Origin of the sequence: Chitinophaga tropicalis (assembly GCF_009758205.1) — a bacterium.
Classification (GTDB): Bacteria; Bacteroidota; Bacteroidia; order Chitinophagales; family Chitinophagaceae; genus Chitinophaga; species Chitinophaga tropicalis.
Genome location: NZ_WRXN01000001.1, coordinates 763,237 through 781,533, shown reverse-complemented (window position 1 = coordinate 781,533; position 18,297 = coordinate 763,237). Strand labels below are relative to the sequence as shown.

The window sequence follows — 18,297 nt, the reverse complement described above, 5'->3', positions numbered from 1 at the left end:
TTGACTACATCATGAAAAAGATTCTCACAGGAGTGCTGGCGCTTTTTATGGGTGCTACAATTGCTATGGCCCAGGAACCAGCTAAGCCAACCCAGGAAAAACAGAAAGCTGAGCACAGGAATGACAGGAAAGATGGTAAACCGGAACTGGATAAGGACGGTAAGCCAGTAAAAAAGGACAAAGACGGTAAGCTTGCAAAGAAAGACGGCAAACCTGCAGAAGGTCCTAAAGGAGAAGGTCCTAAAAAGAAAGACGGTACTCCTGACAAACGTTTCAAGGAGAATAAAGAACCTAAAGCAGGAGAAGGTCCTAAGAAAAAGGATGGTACTCCTGACAAGCGTTTCAAAGAGAACAAAGAACCTAAGAAAGAAGAAACTAAATCTTAATCAGTCTTATGTTTAAGTGAAAAGCTCCCGCAACAACGGGAGCTTTTTTTATTGTACATTTAGCCAATGTTGGATTTCAGGTTAAAAGTATTCTATACAGTGGCCAGGCGTCTCAGCTTCACCAAAGCTGCGGAAGAGCTGTTCATATCCCAGCCCGCTGTAACAAAACATATCCATGAGCTGGAACAACAGCTGGGAATGGCCCTTTTTGAAAGAAGCGGTAATAAGATCAAGATCACCCGTGCAGGACAGGTAATGCTGAAACATGCGGACGATATCTTTACCAGTTACCGCAACATGGAATACGAGATCAACCAGCTTAAACATGCGCAGGGCGGCTTATTACCCCTGGGCGCCAGCACCACTATTGCACAGTATTTCATTCCTCCCCTGCTGGCAAAATTCAACCAGCGGTACCCCGAAGTAACTTCTTCACTCATCAGCGGTAACACAGAACAAATTGAACAGGCACTGTTCGATAAATCCATACAGCTGGGCCTTATAGAAGGACGATCCAAAAACCCTGTCCTGAAATATGTGGAGTTCGCAAAAGATGAAATTGCCCTGATAGGCAATGTGAATTATGACTATGGCGATAATAACGGCCCGCTCTCTGCTACAGACCTGAAATCTATTCCCCTGCTCATGAGGGAACATGGTTCCGGTACACTGGAAGTGATCACTGATGAACTGAAACGGCTTAAACTTAAACTGACAGATCTCCAGATAGCCATGTACATGGGCAGTACGGAAAGTATTAAATCTTACCTGCATCACGCCCCATGTGCCGCCTTCCTTTCCCTGCAGGCTGTAAAGCGGGAACTGGAAGCAGGAGAGTTTAAAATATTACCGGTAAAGAACTTCCGGCTGGTGCGCAAATTTCATTTTATACATCTGCAGGGGCAGCAGGATAAGCTGGCCCAATTGTTCATGCGCTTTGCAAAACAGCACACTGGTATGGAAACAGCATAAAAAAGCCAGTCTGCTTCAGGCAGACCGGCTTTTTCTTTTTAGTAGTATTCTCAGGACCTCTGTAATGTATAAACGATGTAAGCATTTTTACCTTCAAAGTTTACAGGCGCTCTCCAAACCATTGTAGTATTGTTTACAGAGCTGATCTCCACACGGTAACCTTCAGTTACATTTTTGGCTTTCAGACCGGTACCTACTTTCTTGAACTGGAACTGGTCATAACCATTCTGTTTGTAGATAGACCATACAATTGGCTGTGTGGCAGTATTGCAGCCATCTTCTGTAGATGACAGGGTATATGATCCGTTTGCATTGGAAGGCAATACCCACTGGCTGCCTTTGAAGCAGTTAAACGATGCTTCATCAAAAACAGTCACTTTAGAACCTTTAGGTATCCCTTCAAAAGAAATATCAGTAATCACCCAGTTACCTTTTACGGCGTTCTTATTAACCGTCTGCGTGGTTGCAGCTCCTGACTGACTCTTACAGGAGATAACGAAAATAGAAGCCATCAGACATAATGCTGCAAGTGTAAGGTGTTTCATGCTAAAATTATTTTAATGTTAAAATGTCAGTAACGCAATCAGTTACCGGCGCAAGGTGGGAAAAAACAATAAACGTACCAAATCGCTATTGTTGTACCGGCTTTGAGGGCTGAGCTGCCGGGGTATACAGATGCATCATCCGTTCTTCCATCCGGCGGAACTGGCCATAAAAATATATTGTGCTTGCCAGCAGGGCCATCACTATCACGCATAAAGCAATAAATGCACAGCGCCACCACACACTCACTACCATGGTCCTGCTCTGCGGACGCAGAACATACGTCATGTCCTCCTTCTGACCCTGGCTACTGTAAGCCTGCTGCTGCCGATTGGCGTCCTCCCAGTTCAGACGGCGGGACAGCCGGTTCCAGACAACAGACGGCGGCGTTACCCCCTCCTCCACCACTACCCGTTGCAGCTTCTTTTCAATAGCAGCAATCTCTGTATTCAGTTGTGGATACAGGGAACGCATCTGCTCCAGCAAAGCCGTCTCCTCCTCAGAGGCAAGCCCGAGCAAATAGCTTTCAATAACTCCGCTTTCTATGTAATTCTGCAGGTCCAATATGATAATAACGAAATAAAATGGTTACCTAATGGTCACAAGGTCAACTTTCGCAACAACAACATTCAAATGTCAAAATAACTTAATTCATTTCCAAATAATACTGTTATTCTTATGACATAAACGACGCAACGCATTGATAATAAGAAAATTATCAGAATAAACAGTAAGTAATCTTACCTATGTTGTCACAAATATCAGGTATTATTTTGTGGGAATTACCTGTTGTTTATCAACATTTTGCATCCCCCTTTTTTGCTCTTCCAATTGCTGGTATTTGAGGAAATAATAAATAGCGAAGAAGAGACATACTTTGGAGAGTATAAACACCAGGATGAAAAACAGCTTCCACCATTTATGTACCGTAATGTGCTGCCCGTCTTTAGAGTGGATATTGATGAAGGTATAGTTGGAGGCGCCGTTATCATGTCCCGGGGGAATAGTTTCTTCAGTGGTCCAGCTGAGACGCTGAAAGATCCGTTCCCTTACTTCCGGAGGGGGAAGTACCGCTTCGGTCAGGGCAGTCCTCTCCAGCCTGCGTTCAACCAACATTATTTCATTGTTCAACGAAGGGTAAAGGCGCCTCATGTGCTGCAGTTCTTCCATCTCATTGACAGAAGCTAAACCCAGTACATAGCTCTCGATAATTCCACTTTTTATATAATGATCGAGTTCCAATTAGTCTTCAAGGAATTTTCTGAATGCAATCATTGTTTCTCTTAGCTGTGCGCTGACTTCTTCCGGCTGCAGGCCCAGTATCCTGGCTACAGCCTCCTTGGGGAGTCCCTTATAATAACACAGTTGAAAAATGTCCCTTTTACCCTCAGGCAGATTATTTGCAAAACGCTGTAACAGGTTTTTATCGTGAAACACCATTCCATCGGAAGCGCCCATTATTCCTGTAGCTTCCTGCAGTGCCATTTCCCGGGTCAGCCTCATCAGCCATCCAAAGAAAGTAGCATCGCCGGAGCGCCTGAATGCGTGCATATCCTGGAAGACCTTTACAAAGACCTTCAGGAGTATTTCCCCTGCTTTTTCATTATCAGGCACAACCTGTAAAATGAGGCTGAAGAGGGCAGGACCAAAGTGATCATATGCCAGTTCCCTTGCGCGGGGGTCTCCTTCCAGCAAGCGTTCGGTAAGCAGATGTTCATCAATATTTACAGCCGTTTGCGGCACTGTTATAGGTTTAAAGTATAACTAAGATAAACTAATAATTGAATTTTTGTGTGTTACCTGCTGCGGGGAATTGCTCAGAAACCAATTTGAACCAGCGCCCGGCCGGAAACTCAAACTGACGCAATACCGGATTTTGGCCTAACTTCATATACGTTTTTGTACAGGCCAATATACCATTGTCAATTTAGTCATGTTTCGGGATCACCAGCTTCATTTCAGGGAAATGTACGCACAGCTGAACGCGCGTCAGCGGCAGGCCGTAGACCTTACGGAAGGGCCTGTTATGGTCATTGCCGGACCTGGTACGGGAAAAACACAGATCCTCGCTTCCCGCATCGGGAAGATCCTCATGGACACAGACTATCTCCCGCAGAACATTCTCTGCCTGACATATACAGACGCCGGTACCGTAGCCATGCGTAAGCGACTGACAGAGTTCATAGGACCGGACGCCTACCGCGTAAATATCCATACCTTCCATTCCTTCTGTAATGAAGTGATCCGGGATAATCCTTCTTTCTTTGATAAAAATGCTCTTGACCCCATCTCAGAGCTGGAAAGGATCCAGCTGCTGAAAAAGCTGATCAATGGCTTTACCAGGGAAAACCCGCTCAAACGTTACCGGGGAGACGTATATTATGATATGAAGCCACTGGCCAGCCTGTTTTCTACCATGAAAAAGGAAGGCTGGACAACAGAATATATTACAAATGCTATCACAGAATACATAGACAGCCTGCCGCAACGGCCGGAGTTCATTGCAAAAAGAGCTTCCGGGCATTTCAGCAAAGGTGATGTACGTACAGATAAGATAGCTGCTGAGAAAGAAAAGATGTCACGCCTGCAGGCTGCGGCAGAGCAGTTTCCTGTATACACTGCCTTTATGCACAATGCCGGCAGGTATGACTTTGACGATATGATCAACTGGGTGCTCAGCGCCTTTGAAGAACATCCTGCGTTGCTGGCAGACTACCAGGAACGTTTTCAGTATATACTGGTGGATGAATTCCAGGATACCAGCGGTACCCAGAACAAACTCATCAACCTCCTGATACAGGGAGATGATAACCCCAATATTTTCGTGGTAGGCGATGATGATCAATCCATCTACCGCTTCCAGGGGGCCAGCATTGAGAACATGGCACGGTTTGCCGGACAGTTTCCCGATACCCTGCGCACCATTGTGCTGACAGATAACTATCGTTCTGTCCAGGACATCCTGGACGTATCCATGTCCCTCATTGAAAATAACGGCAACTCCCGGCTGGTGAACCGGCTGCCGGACCTCTCCAAAAAACTCCGGGCCGCAGCAAAGCTACAGCGTATACCGCCGGAAATACAACGGTACAGCACTCCCCGGGAAGAAATGATGGGCATCACCCAACAGGTAGCACAGCTGATAGATAATGGCCTGGCGCCCGGGCGTATAGCTGTGATATACCGGGAAAACAGGTATGGGGAGGAACTGGCCGCTTATCTCCGTTTTAAAGGGATCCCTTTCTATTCCAAACGCAGCATTAACCTTTTTGAGGTGCCCTTTGCCCGCAAAGTGCTTACACTGCTGCGTTACCTGGCTTGTGAAACAGATACCCCCTACAGTGGTGACGATCTGCTCTTTTCCATCCTGCACTACGACTTTTACGATATACCACCTGTAGAAGTGGCTAAAATAAGCATCCGGGTAGCCGAGAAAGGATACAAGGACAAAACCTCCATCCGGCAATACCTGCAGGAATGGCAAAATACCCGCAATCCTACCCTCTTCTCTGCCGCCCCGGAAGATGCCATGATCAGCCTGGGACGCACCCTAGAAAAGCTGATCCGGCAGGCGCATAACCTTCCCCTTCAGCAGCTGTTCTCTGCCGTTATCAATGAGGCAGGCGTACTTGCCTACGTCATGGCATCTGCAGAGAAAGCCTGGCTGATGAAGGTGCTGGACGCCCTGTTCAACTTCATCAAAGAAGAGACCCACCGCAACCCTGACCTTACACTGGCGCCCTTCATGGATATGCTGGACCTGATGGCCGGGAACAGGATCTCCATTCCCCTGGTACAGGTATCAGGACATGAGAAAGGTATTAACCTGCTTACCGCCCATGGCTCCAAAGGACTGGAATTTGAATATGTGTTCCTGGCCGGCGCCAATGCAACATTGTGGGAAAAGAAGACGATCAGCAGCAGTGGTTTCTCTTTCCCCGATACCCTTTTCTTCAGTCATTCCGCCAGCACTGACGAACAGGAGCTGCGCCGCCTCTTTTATGTGGCTATAACAAGAGCTGAAAAACACCTGTTCATCACTTACCCGGAATACCGGATGGATGGCAGACCGCTGGAACCCAGCCTGTTCATTACCGAAATCCAGCAACATCATTCCCTTCCTGAAAGGAAAGTGAGTATACCGGAACAAAGTATGTTTGAGTTCGGAACGCTTCAGTATACCCACGGACAGGCGCCTGAAATAGCCCGTACAGACGAGCCTTTCATAGATAACCTCCTGGCAGATTTTGTCATGAACGTTACAGCGCTGAACAATTACCTGGATTGTCCGCTGGGCTTTTATTACAAAAACCTGGTGCGGGTACCTGCCGGCAGGTCTGAAAATACCGAGTTTGGCTCTGCCGTGCATTATGCCCTGGAAAAGCTGTTCCAGAAAATGCAGGACCATCCCCAGCACCTGTTCCCCTCCAGGGAAGAATTTGTGCAGGACTTTACCCGGAGCATGATACGTAACAGGGAAAGCTTTACAAGAGAATCGCTGGAAAGAAGGCTGGAATATGGGAAAGACATACTCGCCGCCTATTATGATACCTACCTGCCCCGATGGAATAAAGTGGTGAGCGTGGAACGTAATATCCGCAACGTAGTGGTACAGGGCGTTCCACTGAAAGGGAAAATAGATAAGCTGGAATTTGATGGCTTACAGGTGAATGTGGTGGATTATAAAACCGGCGATTATGAAAGAGCCATCAAAGAACATCAGAAATTTGCCCGGCCGGATGAGAAACACCCCAACGGAGGGGATTACTGGCGTCAGGCAGTGTTCTATAAGATACTGCTGGACAATTACCGGCAGAAGAACTGGCGGGTAGTCAGCTCTGAGTTCGATTTTATTGAACCGGATAAACAGAAAGGGTACCATAAGGAGAAAGTGTTGATCACACCGGAAGATGTGACCACCGTTACGCAGCAGATCATTAATACCTGGAACAGGATCAGGCATAAGGATTTTTATACGGGATGCGGGAAGAAGGATTGTGCCTGGTGCAATTTTGTAAAGGATAATAAGCTGCATGTGGCTTTGCACGATATTGAGGAGGAGAACGAGGTGCGTTTATAACTGGCCCGCTACTTTAAACGGGGATTTGGATATTACTGTTTGGAATTTGATCTTTGGAACCGGTTTTTGGCCTAATACGAAAAAAATGAATCAGAACTTCCGTGGCTGGGCAATCTGGCTGATAGTGATAAACGCTTGTATCCTTTTATTTTCCCGCTGTGCCAACATCGTTCCTCCCAGCGGCGGACCCAAAGATACTTTGCCTCCACGGCTTACCGGGGCTTCCATCCCCGATTCTACCCTGCACTTCAACAGTCACAAAGTAGTGTTCACCTTTAATGAATATGTGCAGATAGATAACATCTTCGAGAAACTGATCGTATCTCCTACCCTCAAACGTACGCCTACGGTCACTTCCAAGCTCAAAACCGTGACAATGGTTATCAAGGATACCCTTGAAGCCAATACCACCTATACTTTCAATTTCTCTGACGCCATCCGGGACAACAATGAAAGCAACCCTATCCAGGACTTCCAGTATGTTGTATCTACCGGCGACTATCTCGATTCCCTGCAGGTAAGAGGCTATATTATCGATGCGGAATCCGGTAAGCCGGATAGTAACGTGTCTGTCATGATCTACCGTAAAGACATCGATTCTGTGGTATCTAAAGAAAAGCCGGTTTACTTTGCCCGTTCCCGGGGAGATGGAAGCTTCTGGTTCAGGAATATGGCTCCCGGCAACTATAAGATCTTTGCCCTGAAGGAAGAAGACCGGGACCTGCAGTACACTCAGCCTAAAGAGCTGATAGCCTTCAACGACAGTCTTATACACCTGCGTGATCAGAACCTCCATGACCTGACCATGCTGCTTTTCATGGAAACTGACAGTACCATCAAAAAGCCGGATGAGCTTGCACAGGAACCTCCTCCACAGCAGGAACCGCAGGAAGATACCAAGACCAAAAAAGAAAAAGAGGAGGATGAGAAAAAGAAGAAACGCCATCCCATTGTAGCCGTTAATATGCCTGACAACCGCCAGGAGCTTGGACAGCCTCTGTTGCTGAGCTTTAGCAAGCCCATCAGGACAATGGATAGCACCGCTTTCCTGCTTACAGAAGATACCCTCTATAAAAAAATACCTTTCACAGCATCTTTTGACTCTACACGCACTAAATTATCTATCTCGTATGACTGGAAGGAAGGCAAGCCCTACCGCCTGATCCTGCCTATGACATCCGTCACAGATACCAACGGCGTACAGCTGGCTAAAGCCGATACTGTGAGCTTCTCTGCCAAGAAGGAATCTGACTATGGCAGGGTAATGCTGACCTTACAGCTGAGCGACAGTACCAAGGCCGCCGTAAGCGATACTATGCACTATGTTGCTGAACTGGTGAAAGACAAGGAGATCAAGTATCATGGCAAAGTAGTGAACGGTACCTGGATCCAGAAGCGGATCACCCCGGGAGAATATGAGGTCTGGATACTGATGGACAGGAATAACAATGGTAAATGGGACCGGGGCGTATATTATGGTTCGCCTAAAAAGCAGCCGGAGAGAGTGGTGAGCTTTCCGAAAAAGCAGAATATCAAAGCCAACTGGGGTGTAAAGATCCCGCTTACGTTATAGTGTGCAGGCAAGAGTACTGTGCTGCCCTTCTTTTAGTAATTTTGTATTATGATTTTTTCTTCCGCCCTGATAGAAAATGCTGTTAATGAATTTGCGAGGCTGCCGGGCATTGGCAAAAAAACAGCGCTACGCCTGGTCCTCCATCTGCTAAAACAAGACCCCGCCCAGGTAAAGCTGTTTGGTGACGTGGTGACCCGCATGCGGGACCAGATCAAATTCTGTAAGGTATGTCATAATGTATCTGACCAGGAGGTTTGCAGCATATGCAGCAGCCTATCCCGGAATAAGGCGCTGGTATGTGTGGTAGAGAATATCCGGGATGTAATGGCTATTGAAAATACCCAGCAGTTTAACGGAGTTTATCATGTTCTGGGAGGCATCATCTCTCCTATTGACGGCGTAGGCCCGGATCAGTTAAATATTCATACCCTGGTGGAAAGGGTGCAGCAGACAGGGATAGAAGAGATCATTATGGCGCTGAGCCCTACTATTGAAGGAGATACCACTATCTATTACCTCTCTAAAAAGCTTAAAGATTTTCCTGTGAAGATCACTACTATAGCCAGGGGCATTGCTTTTGGCGGAGAGCTGGAATATGCGGATGAGATGACGCTGGCAAGATCTATCTCAAACAGGCTGCCACTGGAAAGCTACGTACAGAAATAATATAAGTTGATATAAATAAAGAAAGCGGTGTTGCCTGAGGCAGCACCGCTTTCTTTTTGAGAGGGTTATTTAAACTGATGATGTAAAAAAAATACGGGTGCTGAATAACACCCGTGTGTGTTTAACCTGTAATTCCACGTTATGAAAATATGTATATGGTTGGTCTCTTATTTTTTTACTGTATCAGCCTCCTGCTTCTCCTGCTGTTCCTCACTCTCCCTCAGTTCCCGCCACCGTTCCATCTCGTACTTGTTCAGGAAGCAGATCTTAAATACTTCTGAAGCGTCATCGCCGGCGGCTGCCGGTACCTGGTATAATCCATACTGCGCAAGGTGTTGCTGCAAGCTTCTCACATGCCTTGAAATACTCATAATTATCTGAAGTTTTAAGCAGGTTAAGTAAACTAACAGGTTAATGGTGGTAGTGGCCGGTTAGTGATGATTTTGCATGGCAATTACTTAATTAATGGTGCCTTTTTGTTACTACCCTACAAATATAGTAGACTTTTATAAGCAAACAAAATTTTTTGCACAATTATTAAGTACCTTTGTACGTCATGTCGGAGGTGGATTTGTTTATTGTTCGGCCTCCGGTAATTTTTAAACGTAACTAATAAACGCATCAACTATTATGAAATCATTATCCCAGTGCGCTAAAGAGCGCATTCTGATCATTGATGGAGCTATGGGTACCATGATCCAGCGCTATAAGCTGGAGGAAGCGGACTACAGGGGTGACCGCTTTAAGGATTATCACATGGATGTTAAAGGAAATAATGACCTGCTCTGTCTTACGCAACCCCAGATCATCGAAGCCATACATAGAGAATACCTGGAGGCGGGCGCCGATATTATCGAGACCAATACCTTCAGCAGTACTGTTATTGCTATGGCGGACTATGATATGCAGTCACTGGCATTTGAAATGAATGTAGCTGCTGCCCGTATTGCAAAGAAAGCTGCACAGGATTATACACAGAAGAACCCGGACAAGCCAAGATTTGTAGCCGGCGCTATCGGCCCGCTCAACAAAACGCTGTCCCTTTCTCCTGATGTGAACAATCCGGGCTTCCGTTCTGTTAGTTTCGACGAAGTAGTAGATGCTTACTATGAGCAGATCAAAGGGCTGCATGAAGGCGGGGTAGACATCCTGCTGGTAGAAACCATCTTTGATACGCTGAACTGTAAGGCAGCCATCTTTGCTATCAGGAAATACTTCCAGGACATTAACCAGCCTGAGCTGCCGGTCATGATATCCGGAACTATTACAGACGCCTCCGGCAGGACCCTCAGCGGGCAGACACTGGAAGCCTTCTATATTTCCGTGATGCACGTAAAACCGTTCTCTGTTGGCCTGAACTGTGCGCTTGGCGGCAACCAGATGCGTCCTTATATAGAGGAGCTGTCACAGATAGCAGCCTGCAATGTAAGCTGCTACCCCAATGCCGGTCTTCCGAACGCTTTTGGCGAATACGATGAAACTCCGGACGAAACGGCGCATATCATCGAAGACTTTGCCAAAGAGGGCTTTGTTAATATAGTAGGCGGATGCTGCGGCACCACGCCTGACCATATCCGCCATATTGCCGAACATGTGAGCAAGCTCTCTCCGAGACATGTACCCGAACTGGTAAATGAACTTGCGTAATAATTCCTACAGCAACACAAATGAGCGATACATTCACTTCCGAAGAAGTTATACAGGGAAAGGACAATAAAAAAGTGATCAGGCCATTTCTGCGCCTCAGTGGTCTGGAACCACTGGTGGTAAGGCCTGAGACCAATTTTATTAACATCGGTGAACGTACCAACGTTACCGGTTCAAAGAAATTTGCCCGCCTGATCCGTGAAGGACAATATGAAGAGGCCCTGTCTGTAGCCCGCCAGCAGGTGGAGAGCGGCGCACAGGTGCTTGACGTGAATATGGACGATGCCCTGCTGGACGGGGAAAAAGCAATGACCACTTTCCTGAACCTCCTGGCAGCAGAGCCGGATATCTCCAAGATACCGGTAATGATAGATTCCAGTAAGTTCAGCATTATAGAGGCCGGCCTCAAATGCCTGCAGGGTAAATGTATTGTCAACTCCATCAGCTTAAAGGAAGGAGAAGCCAAATTCATTGAACAGGCCAGGATCTGCAAGAACTTCGGCGCAGCCGTGGTTGTAATGGCCTTCGATGAATATGGCCAGGCAGATACGGAAGAAAAGAAGGTGAGCTTCTGTCACCGGTCCTACAGGATACTCACAGAAGTAGTAGGCTTTGACCCGCAGGATATCATCTTTGACCCCAACATCTTTGCCATTGCCACAGGTATTGAAGAGCATAATAACTATGCTGTGGACTTCATCAACGCCACCCGCCGTATCAAGGAACTGATGCCGCTTACCAGCGTGAGCGGGGGTGTAAGTAATATCTCCTTCTCTTTCCGCGGTAACGATGTTGTGCGTGAAGCCATGCACTCCGTGTTCCTGTACTATGCCATCAAAGCCGGTATGAACATGGGTATCGTAAATGCCGGTATGCTGCAGATCTATGATGAAATAGAGCCACAGCTCCGCGAGCTCTGTGACGATGCTATCCTGAACCGCAGGGAAGACGCCACAGAACGCCTCATTGCCTTTGCAGAAACAGTGAAGGCCAAAGGCAAAGTGATAGAAAAAGACGAAACCTGGCGCCTGGGCTCAGTGGAAGAAAGGCTCAGCCATGCCCTGGTGAACGGTATCACAGACTATATTGATGCAGATACGGAAGAAGCCCGCCAGAAATATCCCCGTCCGCTGGACGTGATAGAAGGGCCTCTGATGGACGGTATGAACATCGTGGGCGACCTGTTTGGCAGCGGTAAGATGTTCTTGCCACAGGTGGTGAAAAGCGCCCGTGTAATGAAGAAATCAGTAGCAGTACTTACTCCATATATAGAGGAAGAGAAAAAACAGCTGGTGGCACTGAACGGCGGCGTGGTAAAATCTGCCGGAAAGATACTGCTGGCCACTGTAAAAGGGGACGTGCACGACATCGGCAAGAACATAGTAGGCGTAGTATTGGGCTGTAATGGTTATGATATTATAGATATGGGCGTGATGGTGCCGGCAGAAAAGATACTGCAGACAGCCCGCCAGGAACAGGTAGATATTATAGGCCTCAGCGGCCTGATCACTCCCAGCCTGGATGAAATGGTGCATGTGGCCCGTGAAATGAAACGCCAGAACTTTGACGTTCCGCTTATGATTGGCGGCGCTACTACCTCACGTACCCATACAGCGGTGAAGATAGCGCCGGAATATGAACATGGCGTTATTCACGTGCTGGACGCCTCCCGCAGTGTAACGGTAACCGGCAGCCTGCTGAACAAGGCGCTCAGAAAGAATTTCCTGCAGGAAGTAACGCAGGAATACCAGAAACTGAATGAGAACTTCCGGAATAAAAAACCGGTAAAACAATACCTGCCTATTGCAGAAGCCCGGAAGAACAAGGCTATTACAGAGTGGAGCAACTTCACACCTGTAAAGCCGCGGATGCTTGGTACCAAAGTATTCCAGAACTATGACCTTGCGGAAATAGCTGAATATATAGACTGGCAGCCATTCTTCATTTCGTGGGAGCTGCATGGCAAATTCCCTCAGATACTGACAGACGAAGTAGTAGGTGTGGAAGCCACCCGGTTGTATGAAGACGCAAAAGTAATGCTGAAGCGTATTGTAGCCGAGAAATGGCTTACCGCCAATGCCGTAATAGGCCTGTTCCCTGCTAACAGGACTGCTGACGATACTATCACTGTTATGTCTCCTCAACCCGGCACAGGCCCTGTAAACCTGGAATGCCTGCGTCAGCAGCTGAAAAAAGCTCCCGGGCAGCCTAACTTCTCCCTGGCAGATTTCATTGCCCCGGCAGAATCAGGCCTGCAGGACTATATGGGCGCCTTTGCCGTAACTACCGGCGGCGACATAGAGGTGTGGCTGGAGAAATTTAAGACAGATCATGACGACTATAGCAGCATTATGCTGAAAGCCCTTGCAGACAGGCTGGTGGAGGCTTTTGCCGAACTGATGCACAAGCGTGTCCGGACCGAGTTCTGGGGATATGCTGCCGACGAGCACCTTGGTAATGAGGAACTGATAAAAGAGGAATATTCGGGTATACGCCCCGCCCCGGGATATCCTGCATGTCCTGAACATACAGAGAAATACAAGCTGTTCGATATGCTGGACGCTACCAATGCCACCGGGATCATCCTGACGGAGTCTCTGGCTATGTTCCCTGCCTCCAGCGTAAGCGGCTGGTATTTTGCCCATCCTGAGGCCAAATACTTTGGCCTGGGAAAGATCGAGAAAGACCAGGTGGAAGACTATGCCACCCGTAAGGGATGGACTGTGGAAGAAGCCGAAAAATGGCTCCGTCCTGTACTGGAATATGACATGTAATTACCATGAGAATAGTTTCCTATAATGTAAACGGTCTGCGTTCCGCAATGACCAAAGGTTTTACCGAATGGCTGCAGTCTGACCCTGCCGATATTATCTGCCTGCAGGAGATCAAAGCCCATAAAGACAATGTAGACTACCAGCAGTTTGAAGCCCTGGGGTTTGAGCATTACTGGTACCCCGCCCAGAAAAAAGGCTACAGCGGTGTTGCCGTGCTTACCAAAATAAAGCCGGACAATGTACAGTATGGCAACGGTCATATGCAAAGCGATGCCGAAGGACGCGTTATACGCCTTGATTTTGGCGATATCACCCTGATCAATGTATACATCCCTTCCGGCACCAGCGGAGACGACAGGCAGACCTATAAATACCAGTGGCTGGATGAGTTCTTCAATTACCTGGAGCAGCTGAAAGTTACCCGCCCTAATATTATTGTATGCGGAGATTACAATATCTGCCATAAGGCTATAGATATTCATGATCCTGTAGGCAATAAAAACTCCACTGGTTTCCTGCCTGAAGAAAGGGCCTGGATGGACAAGCTCTTCAGCAACGGCTTTGTGGATACTTTCCGGCATTATCATCCGGAACCGCATCAGTACAGCTGGTGGAGCTTCCGCGCCAATGCCCGGAACAATAATAAAGGATGGCGGATAGACTACATAAACGTTACCTCTCCCCTGCAGGAAAGGCTGAAAGATGCCCAGATCTGGCAGCAGGTAAAGCATTCAGACCATTGCCCTGTATTCCTTCACCTGGGCTCCTAAAGCATATTTCAGCCTTATGATCATCTATAATGTAACTACCAAGGTGGCCCACCATATCAATGAAAGGTGGCTCCGGTGGATGAAAGAAGAGCATATACCGGCTATTATGGGCACGGGGCTTTTCCATGATTTCCGCATCTGCAGGCTGCTTGAACAGGAGGAAACAGAGGGTCCTACCTATACGATACAGTACTTTACTGACACGCTGGAGAACTATCAGACCTACCTGGAAGAGCATGCAGCGGGCTTCCGGCAGGCTTCTTATAACCTCTTTGGAGACCAGTTTGTGTCTTTCCGGACAGTCATGCAGGTGGTATAAGCGCTAAACTTATCCACATGAAATCCACTGTTTACAGGGCATTCAGACTTTGGTACAATACTTGAAACATACCTCCGTTTATATCAATGAGTGCAGCAAACAGGCTATAGCAGGGCATTTCAACGCATACAGGGTTTACCCCCTATATTCATGTATCAAATGTCAATCTGCTGTAACCGTTACCTGTAGGCGTTTTCAGCCGATAGTTTTTTGTTGAAAAAAGATTCAAAAAATTTGGTAATCTGATAAAACGCGCTATATTTGCTCACATCAAACATTTTATTCACTAGTTAAATCTTACTAGCTATGAACAAAGCCGAATTAATCGACAAGCTGGCAAAAGATGCCGGTATCACTAAAACCCAAGCTAACGAAGCACTGGATTCTTTCACTAAAGCTGTTGCTGATACCCTGAAAAAAGGTGGTAAAGTAACCTTAGTAGGTTTCGGTACTTTCTCTGTTTCTAAACGTGCTGCTCGTAACGGTAGAAACCCACAGACTGGCCAGATCATCAAGATCAAAGCTAAGAAAGTTGCTAAATTCAAAGCTGGTAAGGCTCTGTCCGACAAGCTTTAATCTGTTAGCTTAACTTATTCAAGCAAGGAACACTTCTGTTTCTTGCTTTTTTTTTGCATTTAACCCCCGCTATTCCGTAATTTGCGGGCAAATATTAAATAATAAACATCAAACTGTTCAACAATGGGTAGAGGTGATATCAAAACCAAAAAAGGCAAGATTTCCAATGGTTCTTTCGGCAAGTCAAGACCTGCCAAACCTAAGAAAGCTGCTGCTGCTAAGGCTGAAAAAAAAGCTTAAATTATTTACCAGGAACCCGGAATTAAGAAGGGGGCCAGATATGGCCTGTTCTTAATCCCGGTTCCTGCTTATTAAAAGGCCATCAGGGCGCCAGGCGCTCTATCTTCCAGCTCTCTTCTTCCTTCCGGTACAATATACGGTCATGCAGGCGGTTACTTCTGCCCTGCCAGAATTCCACTCTCTCAGGCTTTACCACATATCCACCCCAGTAATCAGGACGTTTAGGCGCTTCCAGCACATATTTTTCAGCCAGTATCCTTACCTGTTCTTCCAGGAAAGTACGATGGGGCACTACCCGGCTTTGCGGGGAAACAATAGCGCTGATACGGCTTCCCAGCGGGCGGCTGTTATAATATTCATCGCTGATATCTGCAGCTGTTTTACTAACTATTCCGTCTATACGTACCTGCCTTTCCAGCTCACGCCAGAAGAACAGTAACGATACTTTGGGGTTAGCGGCCATCTCAACAGCCTTGCGGCTTTCATAATTCGTGAAAAAGATAAAACCGTCCGTGCTGAATGTTTTCAGCAGCACAATACGGGCAGATGGATACCCGTCAGGGGTACTGGTGGCCAGTGTCATTGCATTGGGTTCATCCAGTTCACTTGTAGTGGCATCTTTCCACCAGTGTTCAAATTGCGCGAAGGGATCTTGTGCAACCTCCTGCTCGTCCAGTGAGGCCAGACGATAGTCTTTACGGAGGTCTGCAACTTGTTTATTCAACATGGGCCTATATTTTACTAGCCGCAAAGATACAGAAATACGGTACTGCGGAAGGACAGCCAGGTACACAAATAAGGATGACAGTGGTCAGGATAACAGATCAATATTCATTATTTTTACCGCATGAGACGCATTCTACTCCTTGCTGTTACCTGTTGTGTACTGGCATCCTGCGGCAGCAAACGCGGCAATAAGCCTTCAGCTACTACACATGTAACAGACCTGAAAACCACTCCCTATTACTATCTTCAGCTAAAGGGCACTATCGGTAATGAACATATTACCATGCAGCTGATCAAATCCGGTCCGCTGTTATTCAAAGGTTATTATGTGTATGACAACGTGGGTGAGCCTATTATGGTATGGGGCAATCCTGACGATGATGAGATCGTGCTGTATGAAAATACTGATCCCACTGAAGAAAGGACATTTAAGGGCCGTCTGGACAGTGCAGGTGTCTTTAAAGGTAAATGGAGGGGCAAGGGTACTACTTATGAATTTACCCTGCAACCTGACTTTGCAGAGGCCACTCCGCTTGATGTGTATTACAGTGTAGATTCTGTTAACCTGCTGCCTGGCAATCCGAATACTCCTATAGGAGAGGCCAGCAACTGTATTGTATGGCCTGCGGCAGCTACAGAGCCCTCTGTTGCAGACTTTATTAAGAAAAGCATTTCCGGTGGCAGACAGGTAGCTGATGTAGCTGGTTTTGTAAAGCGTGATATTGATTCTTTCCTGGTTACCTATAAAACAACGGCAAGAGACCTGGACACTACGGAAGGCATCCCGGCAACAGCCAGCTGGTCTGCCGATGCAGATATGAAAGTAGTATGGAACCGTTACCCTTTGCTGGTGTTTGAATATTTCAGCTATGAATATACCGGTGGCGCACATGGTAATTATGGCGCGCAATACCAGGTGCTGGACCTGGAAAAGAAGAAGATCCTGACGCTGGACGATGTATTCAGGGCAGATTATAAAAAAGTGCTGGTACCTGAACTGGAGAAAGCGTTCCGCAGGATCTATAAGCTGGAGCCGGAAAGGCCGTTATCGTCCATACTGCTTGAAAAGGAAATATCTCCCAATAATAATTTCCTGATCACAGACAAGGGTGTGGCGTTCAGTTATACTCCTTATGAGATAGGGCCGTATGCAATGGGGCAGGTTACTTTGTTTATTCCGTTTAAGGATATTGAGTCAGTCCTGAAGAAATAACAGTGTTTCTATAAAAATAAAACCCGGCTGCTGGCCGGGTTTTATTTTTATAATCTTATCCTTTTACGAGGGTACCTACATTCTTACCCATGATAACCTGCAGGAGGTTACCGGATCTGTTCATGTCAAACACGATGATAGGCAGCTTATTCTCCTGGCAGAGGGTGAATGCTGTCATATCCATTACGTTGAGAGACTTCTGGTATACTTCGGAGAAGGTGATAGTTTCGAAGCGGGTGGCGGTAGGATCTTTTTCAGGGTCTGCTGTATAGATACCATCTACACGGGTACCTTTCAGGATCACATCTGCCTGAATTTCGATAGCGCGCAGGGAAGCGGCGGTATCTGTGGTAAAGTAAGGGTTACCTGTACCGGCGCCGAAGATCACCACACGGCCTTTTTCCAGGTGTCTGATAGCACGGCGGCGAATATACGGTTCTGCGATCTGTTCCATTTTAATAGCAGATTGCAGGCGTGTATAGAGGCCTACTTTTTCCAGACCGCTCTGCATAGCCATTCCGTTTATCACTGTTGCCAGCATCCCCATGTAATCACCCTGCGCTCTTTCAATACCGGTTTCAACTTCGTTCATACCACGGTAGATATTACCTCCGCCAATCACAACAGCTACCTGTACGCCCAGGTCTGTTACGGCTTTGATATCATATGCATACTGTGTTATTACCCGGTGGTCAATACCATAATTACCTTCGCCCATCAGGGATTCTCCGCTCAGTTTGAGTAAAATACGCTTATACTTTGGCAACATGACTATAGAAAAATGATGTGAAATTGTAGTTAGAGAATAGTTT

Annotated in this window: 19 protein-coding genes; 12 read left to right on the top strand and 7 right to left on the bottom strand. The window is 46.9% G+C overall.

Going from position 1 to position 18,297, the window contains the following annotated elements; translation table 11 throughout:
* The first annotated feature begins 11 nt into the window (after nt 1-11).
* Together GO493_RS03330 and GO493_RS03325 are read left to right on the top strand one after the other, a co-directional pair.
* Nucleotides 12-386 carry a hypothetical protein gene (locus GO493_RS03330; RefSeq protein ID WP_198315462.1) on the top strand — a complete coding sequence of 125 codons (375 nt, stop codon included), beginning with the start codon at nt 12-14 and terminating at the stop codon, nt 384-386.
* A gap of 66 nt (nt 387-452) precedes the next feature.
* Entirely contained in the window at nt 453-1,358 is a 906-nt protein-coding gene (locus GO493_RS03325) for a LysR substrate-binding domain-containing protein (protein ID WP_157304682.1), read from the top strand.
* Nucleotides 1,359-1,408: 50 nt separating this feature from the next.
* On the opposite strand, the gene GO493_RS03320 is transcribed toward GO493_RS03325, so the two are convergent.
* From GO493_RS03320 to GO493_RS03305, 4 genes are all read right to left on the bottom strand, one after another.
* Nucleotides 1,409-1,903, bottom strand: coding sequence for a lipocalin family protein (locus GO493_RS03320; RefSeq protein ID WP_157304681.1), 495 nt, complete (start codon nt 1,901-1,903; stop codon nt 1,409-1,411).
* 85 nt (nt 1,904-1,988) lie between these two features.
* Nucleotides 1,989-2,465 carry a hypothetical protein gene (locus tag GO493_RS03315; protein ID WP_157304680.1) on the bottom strand — a complete coding sequence of 159 codons (477 nt, stop codon included), beginning with the start codon at nt 2,463-2,465 and terminating at the stop codon, nt 1,989-1,991.
* Nucleotides 2,466-2,669: 204 nt separating this feature from the next.
* Nucleotides 2,670-3,143, bottom strand: coding sequence for a hypothetical protein (locus GO493_RS03310; protein WP_157304679.1), 474 nt, complete (start codon nt 3,141-3,143; stop codon nt 2,670-2,672).
* Nucleotides 3,144-3,644, bottom strand: coding sequence for an RNA polymerase sigma factor (locus GO493_RS03305; RefSeq protein WP_157304678.1), 501 nt, complete (start codon nt 3,642-3,644; stop codon nt 3,144-3,146). It abuts the gene before it with no gap.
* 190 nt (nt 3,645-3,834) lie between these two features.
* On the opposite strand from GO493_RS03305, the gene GO493_RS03300 reads away from it, so the two are divergent.
* The 3 genes from GO493_RS03300 to recR all read left to right on the top strand — a co-directional run bounded on the left by GO493_RS03300 (nt 3,835) and on the right by recR (nt 9,220).
* Nucleotides 3,835-6,981, top strand: coding sequence for an ATP-dependent helicase (locus GO493_RS03300; protein WP_157304677.1), 3,147 nt, complete (start codon nt 3,835-3,837; stop codon nt 6,979-6,981).
* An 85-nt stretch (nt 6,982-7,066) separates the two neighbouring features.
* Nucleotides 7,067-8,554: an Ig-like domain-containing protein gene (locus GO493_RS03295; protein ID WP_157304676.1), complete on the top strand. Its 1,488-nt coding sequence runs from the start codon at nt 7,067-7,069 to the stop codon at nt 8,552-8,554.
* Between the two features lie 48 nt (nt 8,555-8,602).
* The gene (recR, locus tag GO493_RS03290) at nt 8,603-9,220 is read left to right on the top strand and encodes a recombination mediator RecR (protein WP_157304675.1); all 618 of its coding nucleotides are present in this window, start codon (nt 8,603-8,605) and stop codon (nt 9,218-9,220) included.
* 167 nt (nt 9,221-9,387) lie between these two features.
* Here recR and GO493_RS03285 read toward each other — a convergent pair whose 3' ends face one another.
* Nucleotides 9,388-9,591, bottom strand: coding sequence for a hypothetical protein (locus GO493_RS03285; RefSeq protein ID WP_157304674.1), 204 nt, complete (start codon nt 9,589-9,591; stop codon nt 9,388-9,390).
* A gap of 259 nt (nt 9,592-9,850) precedes the next feature.
* Here GO493_RS03285 and GO493_RS03280 point away from each other — a divergent pair, with 259 nt between their 5' ends.
* The 6 genes from GO493_RS03280 to GO493_RS31390 all read left to right on the top strand — a co-directional run bounded on the left by GO493_RS03280 (nt 9,851) and on the right by GO493_RS31390 (nt 15,546).
* Nucleotides 9,851-10,867 (top strand): homocysteine S-methyltransferase family protein, encoded by a 1,017-nt coding sequence (locus GO493_RS03280; RefSeq protein WP_157304673.1) that lies wholly within the window; start codon nt 9,851-9,853, stop codon nt 10,865-10,867.
* A gap of 20 nt (nt 10,868-10,887) precedes the next feature.
* On the top strand, nt 10,888-13,641 hold the full coding sequence (metH, locus tag GO493_RS03275; RefSeq protein ID WP_157304672.1) for a methionine synthase: 2,754 nt from the start codon (nt 10,888-10,890) through the stop codon (nt 13,639-13,641).
* 5 nt (nt 13,642-13,646) lie between these two features.
* Nucleotides 13,647-14,411 carry an exodeoxyribonuclease III gene (locus GO493_RS03270; RefSeq protein ID WP_157304671.1) on the top strand — a complete coding sequence of 255 codons (765 nt, stop codon included), beginning with the start codon at nt 13,647-13,649 and terminating at the stop codon, nt 14,409-14,411.
* Nucleotides 14,412-14,427: 16 nt separating this feature from the next.
* On the top strand, nt 14,428-14,730 hold the full coding sequence (locus GO493_RS03265) for a DUF4286 family protein (RefSeq protein ID WP_157304670.1): 303 nt from the start codon (nt 14,428-14,430) through the stop codon (nt 14,728-14,730).
* A 306-nt stretch (nt 14,731-15,036) separates the two neighbouring features.
* Nucleotides 15,037-15,306 (top strand): HU family DNA-binding protein, encoded by a 270-nt coding sequence (locus tag GO493_RS03260; RefSeq protein WP_012788562.1) that lies wholly within the window; start codon nt 15,037-15,039, stop codon nt 15,304-15,306.
* A 123-nt stretch (nt 15,307-15,429) separates the two neighbouring features.
* On the top strand, nt 15,430-15,546 hold the full coding sequence (locus tag GO493_RS31390; protein ID WP_089829760.1) for a 30S ribosomal protein THX: 117 nt from the start codon (nt 15,430-15,432) through the stop codon (nt 15,544-15,546).
* 82 nt (nt 15,547-15,628) lie between these two features.
* Here the strand turns inward: GO493_RS31390 and pdxH are convergent, their stop codons facing one another.
* Entirely contained in the window at nt 15,629-16,273 is a 645-nt protein-coding gene (gene pdxH / locus GO493_RS03250; protein ID WP_157304669.1) for a pyridoxamine 5'-phosphate oxidase, read from the bottom strand.
* A gap of 120 nt (nt 16,274-16,393) precedes the next feature.
* On the opposite strand from pdxH, the gene GO493_RS03245 reads away from it, so the two are divergent.
* Complete coding sequence (locus GO493_RS03245) at nt 16,394-17,485, top strand: DUF3298 and DUF4163 domain-containing protein (protein ID WP_157304668.1); 1,092 nt, start codon at nt 16,394-16,396, stop codon at nt 17,483-17,485.
* A gap of 55 nt (nt 17,486-17,540) precedes the next feature.
* On the opposite strand, the gene pyrH is transcribed toward GO493_RS03245, so the two are convergent.
* A complete protein-coding gene (pyrH, locus tag GO493_RS03240; RefSeq protein ID WP_157304667.1) occupies nt 17,541-18,254 on the bottom strand; it encodes a UMP kinase in 714 nt (237 codons plus the stop codon).
* Between the last annotated feature and the right edge of the window lie 43 nt (nt 18,255-18,297).